26 protein-coding genes are annotated in these 20,712 nt (G+C 69.4%); 10 read left to right on the top strand and 16 right to left on the bottom strand.

What is annotated here, in order from left to right; genetic code table 11:
- Window positions 1-23: 23 nt before the first annotated feature.
- Window positions 24-1,025 (bottom strand): AraC family transcriptional regulator, encoded by a 1,002-nt coding sequence (locus AB6807_RS23230; protein WP_371086405.1) that lies wholly within the window; start codon window positions 1,023-1,025, stop codon window positions 24-26.
- 120 nt (window positions 1,026-1,145) lie between these two features.
- On the opposite strand from AB6807_RS23230, the gene AB6807_RS23225 reads away from it, so the two are divergent.
- Window positions 1,146-1,622, top strand: a complete 477-nt coding sequence (locus tag AB6807_RS23225) for a Fur family transcriptional regulator (RefSeq protein WP_116912920.1) — start codon at window positions 1,146-1,148, stop codon at window positions 1,620-1,622.
- A gap of 7 nt (window positions 1,623-1,629) precedes the next feature.
- Here the strand turns inward: AB6807_RS23225 and zigA are convergent, their stop codons facing one another.
- From zigA to AB6807_RS23205, 4 genes are all read right to left on the bottom strand, one after another.
- A complete protein-coding gene (gene zigA, locus AB6807_RS23220) occupies window positions 1,630-2,823 on the bottom strand; it encodes a zinc metallochaperone GTPase ZigA (RefSeq protein WP_371086404.1) in 1,194 nt (397 codons plus the stop codon).
- A 136-nt stretch (window positions 2,824-2,959) separates the two neighbouring features.
- Window positions 2,960-3,673, bottom strand: coding sequence for a DUF899 family protein (locus tag AB6807_RS23215; protein ID WP_116912866.1), 714 nt, complete (start codon window positions 3,671-3,673; stop codon window positions 2,960-2,962).
- 189 nt (window positions 3,674-3,862) lie between these two features.
- A complete protein-coding gene (locus tag AB6807_RS23210; protein WP_371086403.1) occupies window positions 3,863-4,768 on the bottom strand; it encodes an SDR family oxidoreductase in 906 nt (301 codons plus the stop codon).
- Between the two features lie 65 nt (window positions 4,769-4,833).
- Complete coding sequence (locus AB6807_RS23205; RefSeq protein WP_371086402.1) at window positions 4,834-5,703, bottom strand: helix-turn-helix domain-containing protein; 870 nt, start codon at window positions 5,701-5,703, stop codon at window positions 4,834-4,836.
- A gap of 89 nt (window positions 5,704-5,792) precedes the next feature.
- On the opposite strand from AB6807_RS23205, the gene AB6807_RS23200 reads away from it, so the two are divergent.
- A complete protein-coding gene (locus AB6807_RS23200) occupies window positions 5,793-6,503 on the top strand; it encodes a glutathione S-transferase (RefSeq protein ID WP_371086401.1) in 711 nt (236 codons plus the stop codon).
- Here the strand turns inward: AB6807_RS23200 and AB6807_RS23195 are convergent.
- Window positions 6,500-7,402 carry a LysR family transcriptional regulator gene (locus tag AB6807_RS23195; RefSeq protein ID WP_371086400.1) on the bottom strand — a complete coding sequence of 301 codons (903 nt, stop codon included), beginning with the start codon at window positions 7,400-7,402 and terminating at the stop codon, window positions 6,500-6,502. The genes AB6807_RS23200 and AB6807_RS23195 overlap by 4 nt on opposite strands.
- 172 nt (window positions 7,403-7,574) lie before the next feature.
- Here AB6807_RS23195 and AB6807_RS23190 point away from each other — a divergent pair, with 172 nt between their 5' ends.
- Both AB6807_RS23190 and AB6807_RS23185 read left to right on the top strand, forming a co-directional pair.
- Complete coding sequence (locus AB6807_RS23190) at window positions 7,575-8,924, top strand: MFS transporter (protein ID WP_371086399.1); 1,350 nt, start codon at window positions 7,575-7,577, stop codon at window positions 8,922-8,924.
- 82 nt (window positions 8,925-9,006) lie between these two features.
- Window positions 9,007-10,137, top strand: a complete 1,131-nt coding sequence (locus AB6807_RS23185; protein ID WP_371086398.1) for a M14 family metallopeptidase — start codon at window positions 9,007-9,009, stop codon at window positions 10,135-10,137.
- A gap of 19 nt (window positions 10,138-10,156) precedes the next feature.
- On the opposite strand, the gene AB6807_RS23180 is transcribed toward AB6807_RS23185, so the two are convergent.
- The 3 genes from AB6807_RS23180 to AB6807_RS23170 form a co-directional block, all read right to left on the bottom strand.
- Window positions 10,157-10,954: an enoyl-CoA hydratase/isomerase family protein gene (locus AB6807_RS23180; RefSeq protein WP_116912860.1), complete on the bottom strand. Its 798-nt coding sequence runs from the start codon at window positions 10,952-10,954 to the stop codon at window positions 10,157-10,159.
- 25 nt (window positions 10,955-10,979) lie between these two features.
- A complete protein-coding gene (locus AB6807_RS23175) occupies window positions 10,980-11,402 on the bottom strand; it encodes a hypothetical protein (protein WP_371086397.1) in 423 nt (140 codons plus the stop codon).
- Between the two features lie 101 nt (window positions 11,403-11,503).
- On the bottom strand, window positions 11,504-11,782 hold the full coding sequence (locus AB6807_RS23170; RefSeq protein WP_116912858.1) for a DUF2164 domain-containing protein: 279 nt from the start codon (window positions 11,780-11,782) through the stop codon (window positions 11,504-11,506).
- Window positions 11,783-11,880: 98 nt separating this feature from the next.
- On the opposite strand from AB6807_RS23170, the gene AB6807_RS23165 reads away from it, so the two are divergent.
- Together AB6807_RS23165 and AB6807_RS23160 are read left to right on the top strand one after the other, a co-directional pair.
- Window positions 11,881-13,068, top strand: coding sequence for a YncE family protein (locus AB6807_RS23165; RefSeq protein ID WP_371086396.1), 1,188 nt, complete (start codon window positions 11,881-11,883; stop codon window positions 13,066-13,068).
- Window positions 13,069-13,096: 28 nt separating this feature from the next.
- The gene (locus AB6807_RS23160; protein ID WP_371086395.1) at window positions 13,097-13,312 is read left to right on the top strand and encodes a hypothetical protein; all 216 of its coding nucleotides are present in this window, start codon (window positions 13,097-13,099) and stop codon (window positions 13,310-13,312) included.
- A gap of 109 nt (window positions 13,313-13,421) precedes the next feature.
- On the opposite strand, the gene AB6807_RS23155 is transcribed toward AB6807_RS23160, so the two are convergent.
- The 3 genes from AB6807_RS23155 to AB6807_RS23145 all read right to left on the bottom strand — a co-directional run bounded on the left by AB6807_RS23155 (window position 13,422) and on the right by AB6807_RS23145 (window position 15,669).
- Window positions 13,422-14,330, bottom strand: coding sequence for a DUF808 domain-containing protein (locus AB6807_RS23155; protein WP_371086394.1), 909 nt, complete (start codon window positions 14,328-14,330; stop codon window positions 13,422-13,424).
- 119 nt (window positions 14,331-14,449) lie between these two features.
- On the bottom strand, window positions 14,450-15,145 hold the full coding sequence (locus AB6807_RS23150) for a PepSY-associated TM helix domain-containing protein (protein ID WP_116912854.1): 696 nt from the start codon (window positions 15,143-15,145) through the stop codon (window positions 14,450-14,452).
- Between the two features lie 5 nt (window positions 15,146-15,150).
- On the bottom strand, window positions 15,151-15,669 hold the full coding sequence (locus tag AB6807_RS23145) for a GNAT family N-acetyltransferase (protein WP_116912853.1): 519 nt from the start codon (window positions 15,667-15,669) through the stop codon (window positions 15,151-15,153).
- An 87-nt stretch (window positions 15,670-15,756) separates the two neighbouring features.
- On the opposite strand from AB6807_RS23145, the gene AB6807_RS23140 reads away from it, so the two are divergent.
- Genes AB6807_RS23140 through AB6807_RS23130 form a run of 3 tightly spaced genes read left to right on the top strand, consistent with a single transcriptional unit; the run spans window position 15,757 to window position 16,564 of the window.
- A complete protein-coding gene (locus tag AB6807_RS23140) occupies window positions 15,757-15,906 on the top strand; it encodes a hypothetical protein (RefSeq protein ID WP_015866429.1) in 150 nt (49 codons plus the stop codon).
- Entirely contained in the window at window positions 15,903-16,280 is a 378-nt protein-coding gene (locus AB6807_RS23135; protein WP_371086393.1) for a VF530 family DNA-binding protein, read from the top strand. The genes AB6807_RS23140 and AB6807_RS23135 overlap by 4 nt, the downstream gene beginning before the upstream one ends.
- On the top strand, window positions 16,277-16,564 hold the full coding sequence (locus AB6807_RS23130; RefSeq protein ID WP_371086392.1) for a 2Fe-2S iron-sulfur cluster-binding protein: 288 nt from the start codon (window positions 16,277-16,279) through the stop codon (window positions 16,562-16,564). Before AB6807_RS23135 ends, AB6807_RS23130 begins: the two co-directional genes overlap by 4 nt.
- 9 nt (window positions 16,565-16,573) lie before the next feature.
- On the opposite strand, the gene AB6807_RS23125 is transcribed toward AB6807_RS23130, so the two are convergent.
- Entirely contained in the window at window positions 16,574-17,806 is a 1,233-nt protein-coding gene (locus AB6807_RS23125; RefSeq protein WP_371086391.1) for an MFS transporter, read from the bottom strand.
- 276 nt (window positions 17,807-18,082) lie between these two features.
- Between AB6807_RS23125 and AB6807_RS23120 the strand changes: the two genes are divergently transcribed.
- A complete protein-coding gene (locus tag AB6807_RS23120; RefSeq protein ID WP_371086390.1) occupies window positions 18,083-18,775 on the top strand; it encodes an RluA family pseudouridine synthase in 693 nt (230 codons plus the stop codon).
- A gap of 43 nt (window positions 18,776-18,818) precedes the next feature.
- Here the strand turns inward: AB6807_RS23120 and AB6807_RS23115 are convergent, their stop codons facing one another.
- From AB6807_RS23115 to AB6807_RS23105, 3 genes are all read right to left on the bottom strand, one after another.
- A complete protein-coding gene (locus AB6807_RS23115; RefSeq protein WP_116912848.1) occupies window positions 18,819-19,265 on the bottom strand; it encodes a universal stress protein in 447 nt (148 codons plus the stop codon).
- A 196-nt stretch (window positions 19,266-19,461) separates the two neighbouring features.
- Entirely contained in the window at window positions 19,462-20,217 is a 756-nt protein-coding gene (locus tag AB6807_RS23110; protein ID WP_371086389.1) for a 2OG-Fe dioxygenase family protein, read from the bottom strand.
- The gene (locus AB6807_RS23105) at window positions 20,214-20,498 is read right to left on the bottom strand and encodes a DUF427 domain-containing protein (RefSeq protein ID WP_116912846.1); all 285 of its coding nucleotides are present in this window, start codon (window positions 20,496-20,498) and stop codon (window positions 20,214-20,216) included. The genes AB6807_RS23110 and AB6807_RS23105 overlap by 4 nt, the downstream gene beginning before the upstream one ends.
- Window positions 20,499-20,712: the final 214 nt, after the last annotated feature.

Genomic DNA, 20,712 nt, shown 5'->3' with positions numbered 1-20,712 from the left:
ACAACGGCGTGATGTGCCCGGTGTCAGCCCGCCGCGTCCCGCCGTGCGTACGCGCTGGGCGTGAGCCCCGTCCAGCGCTGGAAGGCGCGCGAGAACGCCTTCTCCGACGCATAGCCGACCGCCTCCGCCACCTGGTGCAGGCTCAGTTGCCGGTTCTTGAGCTTCTCGGCCGCCACCGTCATGCGGTAGGAGCCCAGGTAGTGCATGGGCGTGACGCCCACCAGCGCGCGAAAGCGCTCGCTGAAGACGGTGCGCGACAGGTAGCTGGCCTGCGCCAGCGTGGCGACCGACCACGGGTGCGCGGGCCACTCGTGCATCAGCGCCATGGCGCGCGCGATGGCCTCGTCGTCGAGCCCGCGAAGCTGGCCCAGGGCCGGGCTCGGCATGCCGTCTTGCCCGTGCGCGCCGGGCTGCAGAGGCGCCTGCGGCTGCGCGTAGAGGTGCTCGCACAGGATGTGCACCAGCAGCAGGTCGGCCATGCGCGCCGCCGACAGTTGCCAGCCCGGGCGCTGCGCGGTGGTTTCGTTCACCAGCGACTCCATCGCCTGTGCCAGCGAGGCGGTGGTGGGAATCTGCGCGCGCCGCAGCACGATGAGCGGCGGCAGGCTCGCGATGATCGAGCCCAGCCCCTGTGCCGGCATCCACAGGTGCAGCGAGAACAGCGTGGTCGCGGCACCGCCGCCGCCGTGCGAGAAAACGATGGGGTGGTCGCCGTGCCGGCCGACCGAGTGCGCCTCGATCAGGCTGCGAAACGGCACCGGCGCCAGCCCGGGCGCCGAAGACACCGTGTGCGCCCCGCCCTGCGCCAGCATGGCGATGTCGTGCGGCGCGACCTGCACCGGCTCGCCGCCGTCGACCGCGATCCAGTAAGGCGCCCCCGTGCACATTCGAATCAGCGGGCCGTCCACGCCGCTCGAATGCAACGCCCAGGGCGCCGACAGCGAGAAGCGCGCCGTCACCGCCCGCTCGGACCTGTACGTGGCCAGCACGTGGCTGAGTGCATCGCCGTCGCGCGCTGTGTGCATGCTGTTCGTGGCGCCCGCGGGCCCCGCTGTTCGAAGGGGGCGATTATCTGGCACGGCAGGCGGGCGATTCGCCGCGGCGCTACCCATGCGGCCCGTGGATGCAACACAATGGCGTTCCGCATGAAGACCTCCACCTCGCACCCGAAGCCCCCTCTGGTCGCCGCCCCGTTCGACAGCGAAGCGCTGCTGCGCGACAACGGCCTGCGCGTGACGCGCGCCGCGCAGACGGTGCTCGAACTGCTGGCGCACGCCTCCCAGCCGCTCACGCACGAAGACGTGGCCGCGGCCTACACCACCTCCACCGGCGAGGCGCCCGACCGCGTGACCGTGTACCGCGTGCTCGACCGCCTGGTCGAGGCCGGCCTGTGCGACCGGCGCGTGGGCGCCGACCGGGTCAACCGCTTCTCGCGCCATGTGGAGGCCGCCTCCGGCAACACCTTCGAATGCGACCAGTGCCACAAGGTGCTTGCGCTGCCGTCGGACCCCGAGCTTCCGAAGGTGATGGGCCGGCTGGGCAAGGCGCTGCGCAAGCAGGGCATCGACACCCGCCACACCGCGCTCACCCTGCACGGCACCTGCGGAGAGTGCGCCCGCTAGCCCTGGCTCACACGTTCCAGGACGGGAACGGGTCCTGGAAGTTCTGCCACCACGAAGCGCCGAAGCGCATTTCGTTCTCCGTCAGCAGGCAGGCATCGAGCCGCGCGCGCAGCGCGGCTTCGTCCATGCCGATGCCGATCAGCACCAGCTCCTGGCGCGCGTCGCCGGTGGCCGGATCCCAGTTCTTCTGGATCAGCGCCAGCGCCTCTTCGTCGGTCGGCCAGTGCTCGCGCGGCACCGCGGCCCACCAGAAGCCGGCCGCCCCGTAGCGGCAGGCCCCGCCGGCCTGCGACCAGGTGCCCGCGCGCGTGGCGCGGCTCGCGAGCCAGAAGAAACCCTTGGAGCGCACCACGCCTTCCCACTCGCTTTGCACCAGCTTCCAGAAACGCATCGGGTGGAACGGAAGCCGCGAGCGGTACACGAAGCTGCGAATGCCGTAGGCCTCGCTCTCGGGCACGTGCTCGCCGCGCAGCTCGGCCAGCCAGCCCGGCGCCTGCTCGGCCTGCTCGAAATCGAACAGGCCGGTGTCGAGCACGCGGTCGAGCGGCACCCGGCCGAAGGCCGACAGCTCGATGCGCGCGCGCGGGTTCAGGCTGCGCAGGATGGCCATCAGCCGCTCGCGCTCCCCGGGCGTGACGAGGTCGGTCTTGTTCACCACCAGCACGTCGCAGAACTCGATCTGCTCGATCAGCAGGTCGACCACCGTGCGCGTGTCCTCGTCGCCCAGCGACTGGCCGCGCTGGCCCAGGCTGTCGGCCGAGCCGTAGTCGCGCAGGAAGTTGAAGGCGTCGACCACCGTCACCATGGTGTCCAGGCGCGCCACGTCGGCCAGGCTCTTGCCGTCTTCGCCGGCGAAGGTGAAGGTCTCGGCCACCGGCAGCGGCTCGGAGATGCCGGTCGACTCGATCACCAGCTGGTCGAAACGCCCTTCCTTCGCCAGGCGCCGCACTTCGAGCAGCAGGTCTTCGCGCAGCGTGCAGCAGATGCAGCCGTTGCTCATCTCGACCAGCTTTTCCTCGGTGCGCGAGAGCTTGGCGCCGCCGTCGCGCACCAGCGCGGCGTCGATGTTCACCTCGCTCATGTCGTTCACGATGACCGCCACGCGGCGCCCCTCGCGGTTGTGGAGGATGTGGTTCAGCAGCGTGGTCTTGCCGGCACCGAGAAAACCGGAGAGCACGGTGACGGGGAGGCGGTCGGCCATGGGGGCAGGCTCCATATATGCAACAGGATTGCATTATAGGGAGCATATGCAACACGGTTGCATATTTGAGCGGGCTGGTTTCCCGGGACGCCCCCCTCACCTTCCCGCCTTCCCGCCGTCCCGCCCCGGCGTTGCCCTAGTAGCTCAGCTTGGGATACCAGTCCTTGCCCCGCCCTTCGGGCGTCAGGTCGAGCAGGTTCCAGATCGGCATCGGGTCGGGCGCGCCGCGCGGGTCCTGGCCCGCGTCCGCCGTGCCCGGGCCCATCTCGGCGGCCCAGAAGTGGCGCAGCACCTTGCCGTCGCGCCGGAACACGTTGAACGCCGGCACGTCGCCACTGTCTGGCGTTTCCCCGGCGTAGTCGGCGTTGAAGCTGTTGCCTGCCGACGAATACAGCGGCAGGTGGTGCCAGCCGCGCTCGGCGGCAAAGGCCGTCATGCGTTCGATGGGCGAGGTGGCGATCACCGCGAAGGCCACGCGCTGCAGGATGTCGGGCATTTCCCCGTCGTAGGCGCTCAGCAGCGACGTGCACATGGGGCACGGCCGCTCGCGCTGCGGGCCGAACATCCAGTTGTAGGTGATGAGCGTGGGGTGGCGGCCGAAGAGTTCGGAGAACTTCACGGGGCCGTCAGCGCCCTGGAACACATAGTCTTCGGGCACCTCGCCGCCCGGCGGCAGCGCCCGCCGCATCTCGGCCACGCGCTCGATGCGGCGCCGCAGGTCGATTTCTTCCGCGAGCAGTTCGGTGCGCGCCTTGCGGTACGCGACGCTCTCGCCCGGAAAGCGAACGGGGCTGGACCTTGCGAGCTGGCTGGCGGACGCAGGGCCGAAGGATTCGGTGGCGGCAGACATGGCGAATCACCTCCTGGAGGGTGGCGGGTGGGTGCAAAGCGAGAACGAGAAGAAACCGAGAAAAAATCGGGAAGCTGGGCGAATGTTGCGCCCGCGCGCGCCGCACCGCCAGTACGCGCTTTTCCCATGTAGCGAGCGAATTTGTCCTACCCGGCCAGCCACCAGCCGCGCTGTCGCAGCCCGGGAGCGCTACATCTCGAACGCCGGCACCCGCCTGCCATCGACGTCCGTGAATCCATACGCCAGCGCCAGGTCGGCCACGCGCAGCACCTCGCCCGTCTTTTCCATCACCTGCGCGTCGCCCGCCAGCGCCGCCACCGCGCGCCCCAGGTAGCGCGGCGACTCGGTGCGCGCCAGCGCCGGGCGCTCCTGCCAGTGCGCCTCGTCGGTCTTGTGGCCGGCCAGCACGAACTCGGTGCGCATCCAGCCGGGCGACACGGCCACCGACGCCACGCCATGCGGCCTGAAGTCTTGCGCCATGCCGAAGGCCAGGCGCGTCATCGCGGCCTTGGCGAGGTCGTAGTACAGGTTGCCGCGCAGGTAGCGGTCGCGGTCCCAGAAGGTGGTGGTCACGACCAGTCCCTTTTTCTGCCGCAGCAGCAGGGGCGCGGCGCAGCGGCTGGCGAGCAGGTGGTTGCGCACGCCGCGGTCGAACATGGCGTCCCAGTTGGCCAGCGGGTGCTCCCAGAAGGGCGCGTCGAACACGCCGGTGAAGCTCTCGTGCCCGCCCCAGGCGTTGTTCACGAGCAGGTCGAGCCGGCCGGCCTCCTGCGCGACGCGGTCGAAGAGCGCCGTCACTTCTTCCTCGCGCGTGTGGTCGCACTGCACGGCGATGCCGTGACCGCCGTGGCGCGTGACCTCGTCGGCGGTGTCGTCGATGCTGCCGGGCACCGCTGCCATGTCCGACAGCGCCAGCAACTGCCCGTAGCTGCCGGCGGGCTTCGTGCGCGTGCTGCGTCCGGTGACGTACACGGTGGCGCCGGCCGCGCCCAGTTCGAGCGCAATGCCGCGCCCCGCGCCGCGGCTGGCGCCGGTGACGATGGCCACGCAGTCTTTCAGGGGCCGGGGAGTGTCGTGGTCTTGCATCTTCTTCATCGCTCCGTTATTTCCTTCGTGTCCTTCAATGGCATTGGCTGGGAACGGCCGAAGATAGAACGCCCTCAACCCGCCGTCTTGGAAGAACCCGCAATCGCCCGGCCGAGGAACTCGGTCGGTGTGACGCCGCACAGCGCACGAAACTCGTTGACCAGGTGCGACTGGTCGTAGAAGCCGCCGTCCAGCGCCACCTCGGCCCAGGCCGGCGCGGGCTGCCCGCGCAGCGCGCGCAGGCAGCCGTGCATGCGCGCCAGCCGGCGCCAGGCGCCCGGCGTCAGGCCGACGTGGGCATGGAACAGCTGCTGCAGCCGCCGCTCGCCGACGCCCACGGCGGCGGCCACGTCGCGCAGCCGCTCGCGCCCGTCCGCGGCCGCGATGCGCCGCGCCGCGTGCAGGGCGATGGCGCTGCCGGCGGGCTCGCAGCCCTCGAGCCGGCGTTGCAGGGCCGTGTGCAGCAGCGCGATGCGTGCCGCGTCACCGCGCGCCTCGGCCATGCGCTCCAGCAGGCGCGCGCCTTCGCCGTGCCACAGCGCATCGAGGTGCAGCGCGCTGCCGCCGATGTCCCCGGCCGGCAGCCCGAGCAGGGCCGCCGCGGCGCCCGGGCGCAAGGTGACCGAAATGCCATCGACCTGGCGCCGCATGCGCACCACGACCGGCACGGCCGAGGCGCCGATGGCCTCCACCGGCTGGCCTTCGCTTTCATCCGCCGTCGGCGCGTCGCCGAAGTTGAAGACCAGCCGCACCGCGCCGTCGGGCAGCACGCGCTCGCGCACCTCGTGGCCGTCCGCGAAGCGCTCGCGGCAGCGCAGGATGTGCGACACATGGCCACGCAACGCGGCACCCACCGGCAGCGCGCGCAAGGTGCCGGCGGGCACGCTGGACTCCGGCCCGTGCAGCGGGTCGTCGTCGAGTCGCAGGAAGAGGCGTTCGGCCATGGGCTGCGATTGTCTGGAAAAACCCGCGCGGCGGCGAGCGCGCGGCCGTGGCGGAAAATCGGCGGCTCCTCTTGCCGCAGCCCTCCCGAATGTCCGTCGCTTTGCCTGTCGCTTTGCCCGTCGCTCTTCCTGTCACCCTTCCCGTTCTGTATTCGTTTCGCCGCTGCCCCTACGCGATGCGCGCCCGCCTCGCGCTGCTGGCCGGCGAACAGCAATGCGAGCTGCGCGAGGTGGCCCTGCGGCACAAGCCGCCCGAGATGCTCGCGGCCTCGCCCAAAGGCACGGTGCCGGTGCTGCTAACGCCAGAGGGCGAGGTGATCGAGCAGAGCCTGGACGTGATGCTCTGGGCCCTGCGCCGCAACGACCCGCAGCGCTGGCTGCAGCCGACGACCGGCACGCTGGACGACATGCTGGCGCTGGTCGCCACCTGCGACATCGACTTCAAGCCGCAGCTCGACCGCTACAAATACCCGGACCGCCATGCAGATGGCGGCGAGCCGGCGCGCGAGCGCGGCGCGCAATGGCTGCGCGGCCTCGAAGCAAGGCTGGCGCACTCGCCCCACTCTCCCCACCCGACCCATCACCTCATGGGCGACCACGCCACGCTGGCCGATGCGGCCCTGATGCCCTTCGTGCGCCAGTTCGCGGCGGTCGACGCGGCCTGGTTCGACGCGCAGCCCTGGCCGCTGCTCCGGGCGTGGCTGGCGGGCTGGACCGCGTCGGCGCTGTTCGAGCGCGCCATGCACAAGTACGCGCCGTGGAAGACGGGCGATGCGGCCGTGGAATTTCCGCCGACCTAAGCACCCATCGCCACCGCCGAAGCCCGCTGGATGCACTCGATGAAGTGCTGCGCCGCCGGCGTCGTCAGCTGCCCCTTGCGGCGCACCACACACACGTTCAGCATGGGCAGGTGCTCCTCGACATCGACGCGGCGGATGCCGTGCCGCTTGAAGGTCAGCTTGACCAGCGGCTCGACGAACAGCCCGATCAGGTCCATGTGCCCCACCAGCCCCAGCGCCACCGTGACCGACTGGCCCTGGATGATGCGCGAGGGCGGCGGCAGCCCCAGCGGCGTGAACAGCGGCGCCACCGAATCGCGCCCGCGGTGGTCGTCACCCGGCAGGATCCACTCGCCCGCGTACAGGTCGAGCAGCGAGCGCGCGCCGCGCAAGGGATGGCGATTGCGCATGCCCACCACCAGCTGCACCGGGAACAGCTCCAGCGCCTCGAACTGCGGGTCGAGCGTGCCGGGCACCACGTGCGCCACGGCAAAGTCCAGGTAGCCGTCGCGCAGCCGCGCGAGCATCCACGGCAGCACGGCCTCGCTGAACTGCACGTCGACCGCGGGCAGGCGCGTGTGAAAGTCCTTGAAGGCGCTGGGCAGCACGGTGAGCGCGAAAGACGCGCTCACGGCCATCGACACCGAGCCCGTGGCGCCGTCGCGAATCTGCGCAATCTCGTCGCGGGCGCGCTGCATGTCGGCCAGCAGCAGCCGCGCGCGGGGCGCAAAGGCCTGGCCGAACTCGGTCAGCCGCACGCCCTTCACGCTGCGCTCCACCAGCGGGGCGCCCACCTCGCGCTCCAGCTCGCGCACGATCTTGGTCACGGCCGGCTGCGAAATGTGCAGCACGCGCGCGGCGGCGCGGATGCTCATCTGCTCGACCACGGCCACGAAGGCGTGCAACTGGTTGGGTTTCATCGGTGCCTTGCGCCGTCATAGGGTTTGAACCATGACAACAAAAAGTTATCTTTCCGCCCCAATTATTGTCTTTTCATGACAGCAGCGAGTCTCTAGCATCCGGCGCGGTCGACGCTTGCCTTTGGCCGGCTCCGACCCTTCCCTCGAAAAAAAGCAAACTCACTGGACAGACATGAGCACCCCAAGCAACCGGCTTTCACCCGCGTCGCCAGCACCCTCGGCTTCGGCGCCCTCCCCCGCACGCCGGCGCCAGACCATCGTGGCCACCACCATCGGCAACGGGCTGGAATTTTTCGACTTCACGGTCTACGGTTTCCTGGCCCTGGTGATCGGCAAGCTGTTCTTCCCGACCTTCAATTCGTACGGCCAGCTGCTGCTGACGGTGGCGAGCTTCGGCGTGGGCTTCATCATGCGGCCGCTGGGCGGCATCGTCATCGGCGCCTATGCGGACCGCGCCGGCCGCAAGAAGGCCATGACGCTCACCATCTTCCTGATGGCGCTGGGCTGCGCGCTGATCGCGTTCACGCCCACCTACGCGGCCATCGGCGTGGCGGCGCCCATCGTCATCGTGCTGGCGCGGCTCATCCAGGGCTTCTCGGCCGGCGGCGAGGTCGGCGCGTCGACCACGCTGCTGGTGGAACACGCCACGCCGGCGAACCGCGGCTACATGGCGAGCTGGCAGTTCGCCAGCCAGGGCCTGGGCGTGCTGATGGGCGCGGTGGTGGTGGGCGTGCTCACCACGGCACTGTCGCCCGAGGCCATGCTGAGCTGGGGCTGGCGCGTGCCTTTCATCATCGGCATGCTGATCGCGCCGGTGGGCATGTACATCCGCCGCCACCTGGAAGAGTCGCTGCACATCACGCCGGCCGAGGCCGCGAAGCCGCGCGAGAGCAGCCTGAAGATCGTGTGCACGCAGCACGGCAAGACGGTGCTGGCCGCCATTCTGTCGCTGGTGGGCGGCACCACGGCCGCGTACGTGGTCACCTTCTACATGCCGACCTACGCGGTGCGCGAGCTGGGCTTCACGCCGTCGGTGGCGCTGTTCGGCGCGGCGCTCACGGGCCTCATCTCCTTCGCCTTCGCGCCCTTCGTGGGCAAGCTGTCCGACAAGGTGGGCCGCAAGCCGCTCATCGTGTGGAGCCGCATCGGGCTGGCGCTGCTCATCTACCCGGGCTTTCTGTGGCTCAACGCCTCGCCCACGCCCACGGTGCTGTTCGTGGTGCTGGGTGTGTTCAGCTTGGGCCTGGTGGTGCAGACGGTGCCCGGCATCACGATGCTGCCCGAGATGTTTCCCAAGGCGGTGCGCGCGAGCGGCATGTCGCTGGTGTACAGCGTGGGCGTGGCCCTGTTCGGCGGCTTCGCGCCCTTCATCAGCACCTGGCTGCTGAACGCCACCGGCAGCAAGCTCGCGCCGGCCTGGTACCTGGTGGCGATGACGGTGGTCTCGCTGCTCGGCCTGCTCTGGCTGCGCGACCACACGGGCCGCGACATCGATGCGGCGGGCGCGCACGCCAACGGCTGATCGCGCGCTGCAGGCTGACTGCATCCGGCGGACCGACCGCCTCCTTCATTTCAAGACATCCAAAGCACAGGAACCCCACGCCATGTCGACCCCGTCCACAACTTCCACCACATCCACCCACCGCAGCGCCGCCACGCGCCATTTCTCGGGCACCTACGCCGAAGCCCGCGCCAAGTTCCTCGATGCCGCCGCCCAGCGCGGCGCGGCCGTCGAGTCGTTCGTGCACCCGGAGCACCGCGGCGCGCTCGGCGAAGAGCTGGCCACCGACGTGGCGCTCATCGGCGCCATCGACGCGAAGAAGGTGCTGCTCGTCACCTCGGGCACGCACGGCCCCGAAGGCTTCTGCGGCTCGGGCGCGCAGGTGGCCACGCTGAACGACGCCGACCTGCTCGCGCGGCTGCAGCAGGCCGGCGTGGCGCTGCTGCTGGTGCACGCGGTGAACCCGCACGGCTTCTCGCACCTGCACCGCACGAACGAAGACAACATCGACCTGAACCGCAACCACATCGACTTCGGCGCGCCGCTGCCCGTGAACGCGGCCTATGCCGAGGTCGAGCCGCTGGTGCTGCCCGACGCCTGGCCGCCCACGCCCGCCGACGAAGCGGCCGTGCACGCCTATATCGGCAAGCACGGCATGACGGCCTTTCGCGCCGCCGTGACCAAGGGCCAGTACACCTCGCCCGACGGCCTGTTCTACGGCGGCACCGCGCCGTCGTGGAGCAACAAGACCATCCGCGCGATCCTGCGCAAGTACGCCGCGTCGGCCACGCACCTGGGCTGGATCGACGTGCACACCGGCCTGGGCCCCTACGGCCACGGCGAGAAGATCTACCCCGGCCGCAACACGCCCGAAGACCTGGCGCTGGCGCATGAATGGTGGGGCGCCGACGTGTTCGCGCCGTTTGCCGGCGACTCGGCCTCGGCCGACGTGTCGGGCCCGGTGATCTCGACCGCGTACGACGAATGCCCGAACGCGCGCGTCGCGCCCATGGGCCTGGAGTTCGGCACGCTGCCCGACCTGGAAGTGCTCGACCGCCTGCGCGCCGACACCTGGCTGCGCCGCCACCCCGAGGCGCCGGAATCGCAGAAGCGCGAGATCCGCCAGCGGCTGCGCGACGCGTTCTACTGCGACAACGAAGAGTGGAAGGGCATGGTGCTGGGCCAGACGCGCGTCGTGCTGCTGCAGACGCTGCAAGGCCTGCGCAAGGCCTGACGCGGCAGGCGCGCCGACCTCAACTGAAGTTGGGCGCGCGCCGTTCGCGCAGCGAGGCCACGCCTTCGCGCACGTCGGCGCCGGCGAAGCCCATGAACTCGAGCGCCAGCGAGGCGTCGAAGGTCGGGCCGGCCTGGCGCAGCCAGTTGTTCAGCGCGTACTTGGTCAGGCGAATGGCGCTCTGGCTGCCGGCGGCGAGCCGGTCGGCCACCTCGTAGGCGCGCGGCAGCAGGTCGGCTTCTTCCACCGCCAGCGACACCAGGCCGATGCGCTCGGCCTCCTCCCCGCTCACCGGCTCGCACAGCAGCAGGTGGTACTTGGCCTTGGCCATGCCGCACAGCAGCGGCCACACGATGGCCGCATGGTCGCCCGCAGCCACGCCCAGGCGGGTGTGGCCGTCGACGATCTTCGCGTTCTTCGTGGCGATCGAAATGTCGGCCAGCAGCCCCGCCACCAGCCCGGCGCCCACGGCCGGGCCGTGCATGGCGCTCACGATGGGCTTGTCGCAGTTGATGAGGTTGTAGACCAGGTCGCGCGCCTCTTTCCACACGCGCTGGCGCACCGCGTCGTCGGTGGTCATGTCCTGCACCATCGCGAGGTCGCCGCCGCCCGAGAAGCCCAGGCCTTCGCCGCGCAGCACGGCGCAGCGCACCGAGTCGTCGGCGGACACGTCGCGCCAGATTTCCGCCAGCTCGCGGTGCCCGTCGTGGCCCGCCGTGGGCAGCTTGCCGTTGGCCGCGCGCATCTGGATGTCGAGCACCGCGCCGTTGGCGCCCCGGCGCGTGATGGCAAGGGTCTGGTAGCGGGCGTAGTCCATGGCGGCGGTGTCTCCAAGAGCGGGTTTATTTTTTCGCGGCCACCTCGCGGCAGCGCTTCACGTTCGCGTCCAGGCGCGGGGCCAGGCCGGGCTCGCATTCGTCGGAAGGCGCGAGCCGGCACATGCCGACCACAGCGTAGTCCATGACGGCGGCGGTGCACATCGGGTAGGCCGCCAGGTCGGGGTTGGCCGTGACCTTGAAGCCCCAGCGCTCCGAGAACTGCACCGTGCGCACCATCGCGCCATGGAAGAAGCTGCGGTCCTTCGCGGCGATGGCGGCGTCCATGCGGGGCAGCTCCTCGTTCAGGTAGCCGACCGCGTCGAGCGGGAAGTCGGCCGGGTTCTGCTGCGCGATGGCGACGGATGCGGCGAGCGCGAGGGGCAAGGCGGCGAGCGTGCGAAGGGCCGCGGCGGGCGCGCGGCGTGGGGGCGTGCGGTGGAGATGCATGGCTTCGAATTCTGCAACGTTTTGAAGCACTTTTGAATGCGCGGCGATGCGTGGACGCGACGGCGGTGCTTCAGTGGCGCTTCAGTGGCGCCTCAGTGGATTCAGCCCTGGCGGCCCTTCTTCTGCCTGTCGTACTTGCGCCAGTACTGGAACTCGTCCTCGTGCACCTCGAGGTCGATCTCGGAGATGCGCGACTGCAGCCGTTCCTGCACCTCGGCCACCGCCTTGTTGTAGACCAGCGGCCCCACCTCTTCCAGGAAGAAGCCGAGCAACGCGCCCGCCGCGATGTTGCCGATGGGCTCTTCCATGTTCTCGCGGAAGTAGCGTTCGATGGAGGTGATGGCGAGCTGGCGCGCTTCCTTCGATATCTCGATGCTCATGACAGGGGTTCCGGTGATGGAGTCGGACGATTGTGCGGTTCGCGCGGTCCGCATGGTTCGATACGATGCGCCCCACAACAACACCGGAGACAGACACCATGGCATTCCGCCCCGCCGCGCTCGCGGCCCTTGCGCTGGCCACCCTGGCAGCCTGCACCTCGATGACGCCCACCGTCCCCCAGCGCCAGCTGATGCTGGTCGCCAACGACGAGAAGCAATCGTGGAACGACGCCGGCGCCGTCATCCTCTCGCCCATGGGGCGCGACACGGTGCAGGTGCTCGACATCGGCACCGACCCGCTGGCGCCCAGGGTACTGGGCACGCTGCAGCTGGACAACACCATCGCCGGCCCGCCCACCAACCTGGCGATCACGCCCGGCGAAACGCTGGCGCTGGTCGCCAACTCGCTCAACGTGGTCGAGGAGAACGGCGTGCGCAAGCAGGTGCCCGACAACCGCCTGTTCGTCATCGACCTGACCACCACGCCGCCCAAGCTGCTCGACACCCTGCAGGTCGGCAAGCAGCCCTCGGGCCTGTCGATCAACCGCGCGGGCAACCTGGCGCTGGTGGCCAACCGCGCCGACAACTCGGTGAGCGTGCTGCGCATCGCGGGCAAGCAGGTGACGCTGGTCGACACCGTGGCCATGGGCGAGTCGGTGGCGCACGTGCGCTTCACGCCCGACGGCAGGCGCGCGCTGGCGGCCAAGTTCACCAGCCACAAGATCGCCCTGCTCGAGGTCGACGGCGAGAAGGTCAGCTACAACAAGGTCGACCTGGCCGCGGGCCTGTGGCCCTACAACGTCGACGTGACACCCGACGGCAAGCTGGCGCTCACGGCCGACAACGGCAACGCGGGCGCCTCCGACGGGCAGGTCGACACTGTGAGCGTGATCGACATGGAGGCGGCGCCGCCGCGCGTTGTCGACAAGGTGGTGGTCGGCGACGGCCCCGAAGGCCTGGCCGTGAGCCCGACCGGCAGGCATGCGGTGGCCGTGATATTGCGCGGCAGCAATTCGGCGAAGAACGCCTACTTCTACAACCGCAACGGCTCGGTGGTACTGCTGAAGATCGACGGCAAGAAGGTCACGCGCGCCAACGAGGTGGTGGTGCGCGGCCTGCCCGAAGGCGCGGTGTGGAGCGCCGACGGCAAGTACCTGTACGTGGGCAACTTCATCGACCAGGACATCACCATCCTGCGGCTCGACGGCGACACGCTGGTGCCCACGGGCAAGTCGTTTCCGCTGCAGGGTCATCCGGCCGCGATGCGCGGGACAATGACGCACTGATCCACCCTCCCCCGAACGAAGACAAGCCATGGCGCAACCCAAACGACAACTCCGCACGCTCGAACGCGGCATCCTCTGCCTGGTGATCGGCGCCGCCGTTCTGCTGGGCCCGCGCTTCCTGCAGGGCACGCGCTGGTTCGAGATGGTCGCGGGGGCCTACCTGGTGGGCTGGTTCGCGCTGGTGCTGGGTGCGGTGCTGGTCGTGGGCGAGCTGATCAAGCGGGCCAGGCAGCCGCGCCCATAACGAAAAACAACGACAAAACCCGCCCCTCGGCGGGTTTTTAGCAAAGGGAGCAGCTCGGCTCCCTGACAGTGACAGCCTTGGGCGTTGCGCCCCAGGCCCTGCGAGCTTTTCAGGCCTTCTTCTTGCGCAGCTTGCCGACCAGCTCCACCACCGCCAGCACGATGGCGCCGGCCACCAGGCCCACGCCGGCGTTCACGCCCATCGAGCCGAGCGTGCCGAACACGCCGCCCGTGGCCTTGGCCCAGTCTTCCACCGCATGGCCCAGCGCCGGCACGCCGTGCACCAGGATGCCGCCGCCCACCAGGAACATGGCCGCCGTGCCCGCCACCGACAGCGCCTTCATGAGCCACGGTGCCGCCCACAGGATGCCGCGGCCCAGGGCCTGCGCGCCGGCGCTCGCACGCTGGCTCAGGTAGAGGCCCGCGTCGTCGAGCTTCACGATGCCGGCCACCAGGCCGTACACGCCGATGGTCATGATCAGCGCAATGCCCACCAGCACGCTCAGCTGCGTCGTGAAGGGCTGGCCCTGCACGGTGCCCAGCGTGATGGCGATGATTTCGGCCGAGAGAATGAAGTCGGTGCGCACGGCGCCCTTGATCTTGTCTTTCTCCATGGCCACCACGTCGACCGCGGCGTCGGCCACGGCCTTCTCGTGGCGCGCGGTGTCGGCGTCGTGTTCGTTCTTGTGCAGGAATTTGTGCGCGAGCTTCTCGGTGCCTTCGAAGCAGAGGAATGCGCCGCCCACCATCAGCAGCGGCGTCACCAGCCAGGGCAGCCAGGTGCCGATGGCCAGCGCGGCCGGCACCAGGATGGCCTTGTTGATGAACGAGCCCTTGCACACGGCCCACACCACCGGAATTTCGCGCTCGGCCCGCACGCCGGACACCTGCTGCGCATTGAGCGCCAGGTCGTCGCCCAGCACGCCGGCCGTTTTCTTGGCGGCCACCTTGGTGAGGATCGACACGTCGTCGAGAACGGTCGCTATGTCGTCGAGCAGCAGGAGCAGGCTGGTGGCCATGGGCAATGCGGGGGGTTGAAAAGAAGCGGCGAGCTTAGCCGCAGCCGCCGCCCCGCCCCTTCAATACCCGTACGCAACCGACCCGAAGCAGGCCGCAATGCGCACTTGCGGCCGGCGAATCAGAGCGCGCTGAGCGCCAGCCCCAGCACCGCGGCCAGCGAAGCGCCGAACAGCACCAGCCCCACGCGGCGGCGGCGGTGCGTGAGCATCCACAGCGCCACGCCCGAGAGCGACAGGAAGATCAGGCTGCCGGCGAGCGTGTCGACCAGCAGGATCCACGGCAGCGGCATGCCGCCGCCCTTGTGCATGTTGGTGAGCGTGGCGACGAAGCCGTTGTGCGTGGTGGTCACGCCGACCGAACGGTTGCCGTGCCAGTACTCGGCCTGCACGATCTCGTTCGGGCCGCCGAAATTGAAGACCCAGTGGGCCGGCTGCGTGAGCGCGGGGGCGCCCTTGTCGCTCTTGTCGGCCCAGGCCACCGGCTTGGCCGGCTCGATGCGGCTCGAATTGGGCGGGCCGCTCATGCGCAGCGCGTCCTGCAGCCAGCGGCTCATGGCCTCGGGCGTCTCGGGCACGGGCTCGGGCAGCGCCAGTTGCGCGCGGGTGCGCTCCTGGGCCTGCGGCAGCTTCAACACGTTGCGGTGGTTGAGCCAGATGCCGCTGAACCCGAACAGCAAGCCCAGCACCGCGCCCCACAGGCCGAACCAGCCGTGGGTGCGGCGAATCCACTGCACGAGGGTGGTGCGGCGCTGGTGGGCGCGCACGCGCGCGGCGTGACCGGTGGTGCTTTCGCCAGTGCTGCTGTCGGGGCTCATGAACTTCAGGCGACGCTGCGCTTCAGGCGGATTTCCTCGACGCGCACGGAACCCATGGCGGTCGTCTTGGCGGTCTTCATCTCGCGCTTGAAGCCGGCGAGTTCATGAAAGCGCAGGGCGCGGTCGTTGCGAATGGGCACCCACACGGTCACGGTGGTGCAGCCTTCTTCTTCCAGGCCTTCGCGGGCGGCGTCCCACAGGGCCACGCCCACGCCCTTGTCCCAGTGCTCGGGCTTGACGTAGATGGCCCAGATCTCGCCCGTGGTGGGCGGCGTCTTGGGGTCTCGCGAGCGGTCGTAGCCCACGAAACCGACGATTTCGCTGCCCAGCACGGCCACGCGGACCTGCGGTTCGCTGTATTCGATGGCTTCGCGCCACTTGGCCTCGCGCGAGGCCGGGGCCAGCACGGGCAGTTCTTCTTCGGGGAGGATGCCTTGGTAGGCGGCCTTGGCGGCCAGGGCATGGACTTCTGCGACGGCCTTGGCGTCGCGCAGGGTAGCGGGGCGAACTTCGTAATCTGACATGAATGCGGGGAATCGGATGGAACCGCGTATTGTCGCTGCACCGCTAAACTGCCTGCTGTATCCGTCGTAACAACAGGAGAAATCGACATGGCCAAAGGTCAGCAACGCGCCAACAAGGAAGCGAAGAAACCGAAGAAGGACACTTCGCCACCCAAGCCCGTGGGCACCGGCGGCATCGAGCCGGTGCGCACGATCACCACCGCGGTCATTCCGCGCGGCAAGCTCAAGAACAAGTGACCGGCGACGCGCCAGCACCGGCCCCGGCCCCCGCAGCAACGGCGGCGGCGGCAGACCCGGCCGCTGCGGCCAGGAAAGTCCAGCCGCGCAACCCGCTGCACGGGCTCACGCTGGAGGCCATCGTCACCACGCTGGCCGACTACTACGGATGGGAGCACCTGAGCGAGCTGGTTCCCATCCGTTGTTTTGCGATCGACCCGAGCGTGGGCTCCAGCCTGAAATTCCTGCGCAAGACGCCGTGGGCGCGCGAGAAGGTCGAGAGCCTCTATCTCTTCATGCTGCGCGAGCAACGCCGAGAACAACAGCAAGAAAAGCAGCAAGATCAGCAAGCGCAGCAGCAACCGAAGCCGCCAGAAATCCCACCCCAGCCATGAAGGTTCGACTCTCGCCGTCGGGCCTCGCGTTCGACACCGAGGCCGGCACCACCTTGCTGAACGCCGCCGAAGCCAGCGGCATCGAACTGCCCGCCTCGTGCCGCAACGGCACCTGCCGCACCTGCATCTGCAAGCGGCTGTCGGGCGAAAGCCGCCACACCATCCAGTGGCCCGGGCTGAGCGCCGACGAAAAAGACGAGGGCTGGATCCTGCCCTGCGTGGCCGAGGCCGTGAGCGACCTGTCGCTCGAGGTGCCGGGCGCGCGCGCTCTCTTCGCCGACTAGGTTTTCAGACTAGGGCCGCGCAGCCGGTACCGTGGGCACCGCCACCGGCACGCCCGCCACCGCAGGCACCGCCACCACCAGCCGGTCGCGCTGCGCCAGCGAGGGGAACAGCTTGAACCAGGTGATGGCCACCAACATCGTGCCCACGCCGCCCACCACCACCGAGCCGACCGGCCCCAGCAGCGCCGCCGTGGCGCCCGACTCGAACTCGCCCAACTGGTTGCTCGCGCCGATGAAGATCGAGTTCACCGCGCTCACCCGCCCGCGCATGCCGTCGGGCGTTTCCAGCTGCACCAGCGTCTGGCGGATCACCACGTTGACCATGTCGGCGCCGCCCGAGACCGCCAGCGCGATGAGCGACACGATGAAGCTCTTCGAAATGCCGAACACCACCATGCACAGCCCGAACAGCGCAATGGCCATCAGCAGCGTGCGGCCCACATGGCGTTCCACCGGCCGGCGCGTGAGCGCGATGGACATCACCAGCGCGCCCACCGCCGGTGCGCCGCGCAGCAGGCCAAGGCCCCAGGGGCCCGTGTGCAGGATGTCCTTGGCGTAGATGGGCAGCAGCGCCACCGCGCCGCCCAGCAGCACCGCGAACAGGTCGAGCGAGACCGCGCCGAGCACGGGCTTGCGCTTCCAGATGAAATCGACGCCTGCGAACACCGTGGCCAGCGTGACCGGCTCGCGCGCGGCGGGCGTGTAGGCGTAGCGCAGCCGCAGCACCAGCGCGCAGGCCAGCGCGAAGCACACCACGCTGGCCCCGTAGACCACCGCCATGCCCGCCACGAACAGCAGCCCGCCCAGGGCCGGCCCGCCGATGATCGCGCCCTGCATGCCGGCCGAGCTGAAGGCCATGGCGCGCGACAGCATGGTCGGCGGCACCAGCAGCGGCGTCAGGGCCTGCTGCGCGGGCATCTGGAAGGCGCGCACCGCGCCCAGCACCAGCGACAGGCCCAGCAGCAGGCCGCGCGTGTCGTGCTTTTCCAGCACCGCCAGGAGCAGCGCCAGCGCCACCAGCCCCTGCACCGCGAAGCAGGCAGCCACGATGCGGCCCCGGTGGTGGCGGTCGACGATGTGGCCGGCCAGCAGCGCCAGCAGCAGCGCCGGCACGAACTGGTAGAGCCCGACCAGGCCCAGGTCCCACGCGCTGCCCGTCAGGTCGTACATGTGCCAGCCGATGGCCACCAGCAGCATCTGCGAGGCGGCGGTGCCGAACAGGCGCGCCGTCCACATCTGCATGAACGGGCGTTCGCGTGTCAGGTCCGAAAAGCTGGGGGGAGAGGCTGTGCCCGCGGCCGGAACGGCAGGGGCATCGGGGGAATCGGGAGACTCGGGAGAAGGGGTGAAAGCGGGAGCGGGGCCGGACATTCGTTCGAGGATAGCCGAGGCTTCGTGAGCGGGTCGTGAGGGCGCCCCAACGGCCCTGCACGGCGCTTTGTGGCGCGCGGCGGCCTTCCAGGACGCTTCGGGAAGCCTCCGAGGCCGTCAGCGGGCGTCTCTACACTCGACGCCTCCATGACCACGCCGCCGCCCTTCCCCGCCGCTGAACCCGTCGCTGAACCCACTGTCGATGTCGTGCACGAGGACCCGTTCCTGCTGGTGCTCGACAAGCCCGCCGGCCTGCTCTGCGTGCCCGGCCGCGGCGAGGACAAGCAGGACTGCCTGAGCGCGCGCGCCATGCGGCGCTGGCCCGACGCGCTCATCGTGCACCGGCTCGACATGGGCACCAGCGGCCTGGTGGTGATGGCGCGCGGCATCGAGATGCAGCGCGCACTGAGCGCGGCCTTTGCCGAGCGCCGCGTGCACAAGCGCTACGAAGCCATCGTCGATGGCACGATGCCGATGCGGGACGACTGGTGTTCGATCGATGCGCCGCTCGCGGCCGACTGGCCTCGCCGCCCGCTGCAGAAGGTCGACCCCGCAGGCAAGCCGAGCCTCACGCGGTGGAAGGCGGTGTCTTCGTCTTCAGACCAGGGGGGCGCTTCGACGCATGTGCTGCTGGAGCCATTGACCGGGCGTTCGCACCAGCTGCGCGTGCACCTGCTGTCGATCGGCCATCCCATCCTGGGCGATGCCTTGTACGGCGACGCCGCCCTGCAGGCACGCGCACCGAGGCTGTTGTTGCACGCGAGCGAGCTGGGCTTCGTGCACCCGGTGACGCAGCAGGCGCTCCGCTTGCGGCGAGCGCCTGATTTCGTGCCTGCTTGAGCGTCGACTTCGGCTCTTTTTCTCGGCTTCTTTCGTCTGGGTCTTAGTACAAGCCGCCCTTGACCACCAGCACCGGCATGTTCGCGTCCTGCAGCACGCGCTGCGTCACGCTGCCCAGCAGCAGCTTCTCGATGCCACTGCGGCCGTGCGAGCCCATCACGATCAGGTCGGCCGCGATGGCGATGGCCGTGTCGACGATGCCTTCGTGTACCACATGGCCGTCGATCACGCGCTGGTCGCTGTGCAGGCCTTCGGCCGCCAGGGCGGCCACGCCGCGTGCGAGCGCCGCGTTGGCGCTGGCCGTGGCGGCGGCGAGGTATTCGTTCTGGCCGAGCGCGTAGTCCGCGCCCACGCCGATGAAGGGGTAGTTGTCGATCACGTGAATCAGCGTGATGCGGCTTCCGAAGGCCAATGCGAGGCCGCTGGCCTTGCTGACGGCGAGCATGGAAGTTTCGGAGCCGTCGATCGGAACCAGGATGTGATTGAACATGGCGGGACCTCGCTTTCGTTCGCAGACAGACACGGTCCCTGAAGAAGACACAAGGGACCGGGACTCGAATTTAACCTCTGTTGCATGACGGGCCTGTAGGACTCCGGCCAGCAACGGCACAGCGCTTTGCGCGAGCGCCTTCTGCGTGTGCGCTCCACACGCCCTTCACACGCTTTTGACACGCTTTCGCGCGGGATCAGTCCCCCTGGAAACCCTTGGCGCGGCAGGTGATGACCAACGTGTCGCGCCAGCCTTCGCCGCCCTCTTCGAGCGGCTGGATGGGCGTGGACTCATGGATCACGCGTGCGTCGTCGAGCACCAGCAGGCTCCACGGCTCGGTCATGGTGAAGCGCTCGCCACGGCGGCCGTTGGCCTCGAACACGCGCGTCTCGCCGCCCTTGATGCCGTGCCGCCCGACCAGCGCCACCGCCACCAGGTCCACACCGTCGCGGTGCGCGCCTTCGGGCGTCGGCCGGCCGATGCCGCCGGCCGTGTCGATGCGGAACTGGTGCGCTTCCACGTACCAGCGCTGCGGCGCGCCGCGCATGTCGCTGCTGGCCTTGCCGAGCTGCTGCAGCAGGCGCTGCCAGACCGGTTGCGCCACCGTGTCTTCGAGCATGGGGGCGAACCAGCGCTGCATGCCGCCATGCAGCGCGTTGTATTCCACCGGCTGCCAGTGCGCGCGGTGCGACACCTGCGCCAGCGTGGCGTGGTCGTCGGACTCGACCGTGAAGCACGCGTGGCGCCGCGTGCGGTAGCGCCCGCCGTCCTTCAGGTATTCGTCGGGCGGGAGCGCGTTCCAGTCGGCATGCAGTGCCTCGAGTTGCGCCAGCGGCACGCCCAGCCATTCGCTGACACCCTGCGGGCTCAGCACCGCGTAGCCCTGCTCGCGCAGCGCGGCGGGCAGTTCGGCGGGAGCGATGAACGGGGGAGTGAACGCGGCCGTGGTCACTGTGCGCTGACCTTCACGTCCTTCCAGAACGCCACGCGGTCGCGGATTTCTTCGGCTTCGGGCTTGGGGTCGGCGTAGTACCAGGCGGCGTCGGTGTTGAGCTCGCCGTTGACCAGCAGCGAGTAGTAGCTCGCGGTGCCTTTCCAGGGGCAGGTGGTCTTGTGGTTGCTGAAGGTCACGTGATCGCGATGGAGCGAACTCATCGGGAAATAGTGGTTGCCTTCGACAAGCACGGTGTCGTCGCTTTCGGCGATGGTGACGCCGTTCCAGGTTGCTTTCATGATCTTGGTCTCCAGAGGGAGGGTTGCGGGCGCTGGCCGTTGCGCTGCCGCACGGGGCGGGGGGTATTGTGCCGCTGCTTGGCGCTTCAGCTTTTGTAGTTGCGGATATAGGCTTTATTGGGTTGTTTGTTTTCCGGGGCCGGGTCTCGCCCCGGCGGGCGATCTACTTTCTTTTGCTTCGCCAAAAGAAAGTAGCCAAAGAAAAGGCGACCCT

The sequence above is a fragment of the Variovorax sp. RCC_210 genome (genome assembly GCF_041355175.1).
In the GTDB taxonomy this organism is placed as follows: domain Bacteria; phylum Pseudomonadota; class Gammaproteobacteria; order Burkholderiales; family Burkholderiaceae_C; genus Variovorax.
This window is presented reverse-complemented; position numbering and strand designations above follow the sequence as displayed.

Coding starts and splice junctions, on each gene's coding strand:
- AB6807_RS23185 (WP_371086398.1), top strand. CDS start 9,007: ATGTCGACCCCGTCCACAACTTCCACCACATCCACCCACCGCAGCGCC.
- AB6807_RS23205 (WP_371086402.1), bottom strand. CDS start 5,703: ATGGCCGAACGCCTCTTCCTGCGACTCGACGACGACCCGCTGCACGGG.
- AB6807_RS23170 (WP_116912858.1), bottom strand. CDS start 11,782: ATGAGCATCGAGATATCGAAGGAAGCGCGCCAGCTCGCCATCACCTCC.
- AB6807_RS23230 (WP_371086405.1), bottom strand. CDS start 1,025: ATGCACACAGCGCGCGACGGCGATGCACTCAGCCACGTGCTGGCCACG.
- AB6807_RS23190 (WP_371086399.1), top strand. CDS start 7,575: ATGAGCACCCCAAGCAACCGGCTTTCACCCGCGTCGCCAGCACCCTCG.
- zigA (WP_371086404.1), bottom strand. CDS start 2,823: ATGGCCGACCGCCTCCCCGTCACCGTGCTCTCCGGTTTTCTCGGTGCC.
- AB6807_RS23105 (WP_116912846.1), bottom strand. CDS start 20,498: ATGAAAGCAACCTGGAACGGCGTCACCATCGCCGAAAGCGACGACACC.
- AB6807_RS23150 (WP_116912854.1), bottom strand. CDS start 15,145: ATGAGCCCCGACAGCAGCACTGGCGAAAGCACCACCGGTCACGCCGCG.
- AB6807_RS23120 (WP_371086390.1), top strand. CDS start 18,083: ATGACCACGCCGCCGCCCTTCCCCGCCGCTGAACCCGTCGCTGAACCC.
- AB6807_RS23165 (WP_371086396.1), top strand. CDS start 11,881: ATGGCATTCCGCCCCGCCGCGCTCGCGGCCCTTGCGCTGGCCACCCTG.
- AB6807_RS23130 (WP_371086392.1), top strand. CDS start 16,277: ATGAAGGTTCGACTCTCGCCGTCGGGCCTCGCGTTCGACACCGAGGCC.
- AB6807_RS23160 (WP_371086395.1), top strand. CDS start 13,097: ATGGCGCAACCCAAACGACAACTCCGCACGCTCGAACGCGGCATCCTC.
- AB6807_RS23200 (WP_371086401.1), top strand. CDS start 5,793: ATGTCCGTCGCTTTGCCTGTCGCTTTGCCCGTCGCTCTTCCTGTCACC.
- AB6807_RS23215 (WP_116912866.1), bottom strand. CDS start 3,673: ATGTCTGCCGCCACCGAATCCTTCGGCCCTGCGTCCGCCAGCCAGCTC.
- AB6807_RS23225 (WP_116912920.1), top strand. CDS start 1,146: ATGAAGACCTCCACCTCGCACCCGAAGCCCCCTCTGGTCGCCGCCCCG.
- AB6807_RS23145 (WP_116912853.1), bottom strand. CDS start 15,669: ATGTCAGATTACGAAGTTCGCCCCGCTACCCTGCGCGACGCCAAGGCC.
- AB6807_RS23115 (WP_116912848.1), bottom strand. CDS start 19,265: ATGTTCAATCACATCCTGGTTCCGATCGACGGCTCCGAAACTTCCATG.
- AB6807_RS23125 (WP_371086391.1), bottom strand. CDS start 17,806: ATGCAGATGTGGACGGCGCGCCTGTTCGGCACCGCCGCCTCGCAGATG.
- AB6807_RS23155 (WP_371086394.1), bottom strand. CDS start 14,330: ATGGCCACCAGCCTGCTCCTGCTGCTCGACGACATAGCGACCGTTCTC.
- AB6807_RS23210 (WP_371086403.1), bottom strand. CDS start 4,768: ATGAAGAAGATGCAAGACCACGACACTCCCCGGCCCCTGAAAGACTGC.
- AB6807_RS23175 (WP_371086397.1), bottom strand. CDS start 11,402: ATGCATCTCCACCGCACGCCCCCACGCCGCGCGCCCGCCGCGGCCCTT.
- AB6807_RS23180 (WP_116912860.1), bottom strand. CDS start 10,954: ATGGACTACGCCCGCTACCAGACCCTTGCCATCACGCGCCGGGGCGCC.
- AB6807_RS23195 (WP_371086400.1), bottom strand. CDS start 7,402: ATGAAACCCAACCAGTTGCACGCCTTCGTGGCCGTGGTCGAGCAGATG.
- AB6807_RS23140 (WP_015866429.1), top strand. CDS start 15,757: ATGGCCAAAGGTCAGCAACGCGCCAACAAGGAAGCGAAGAAACCGAAG.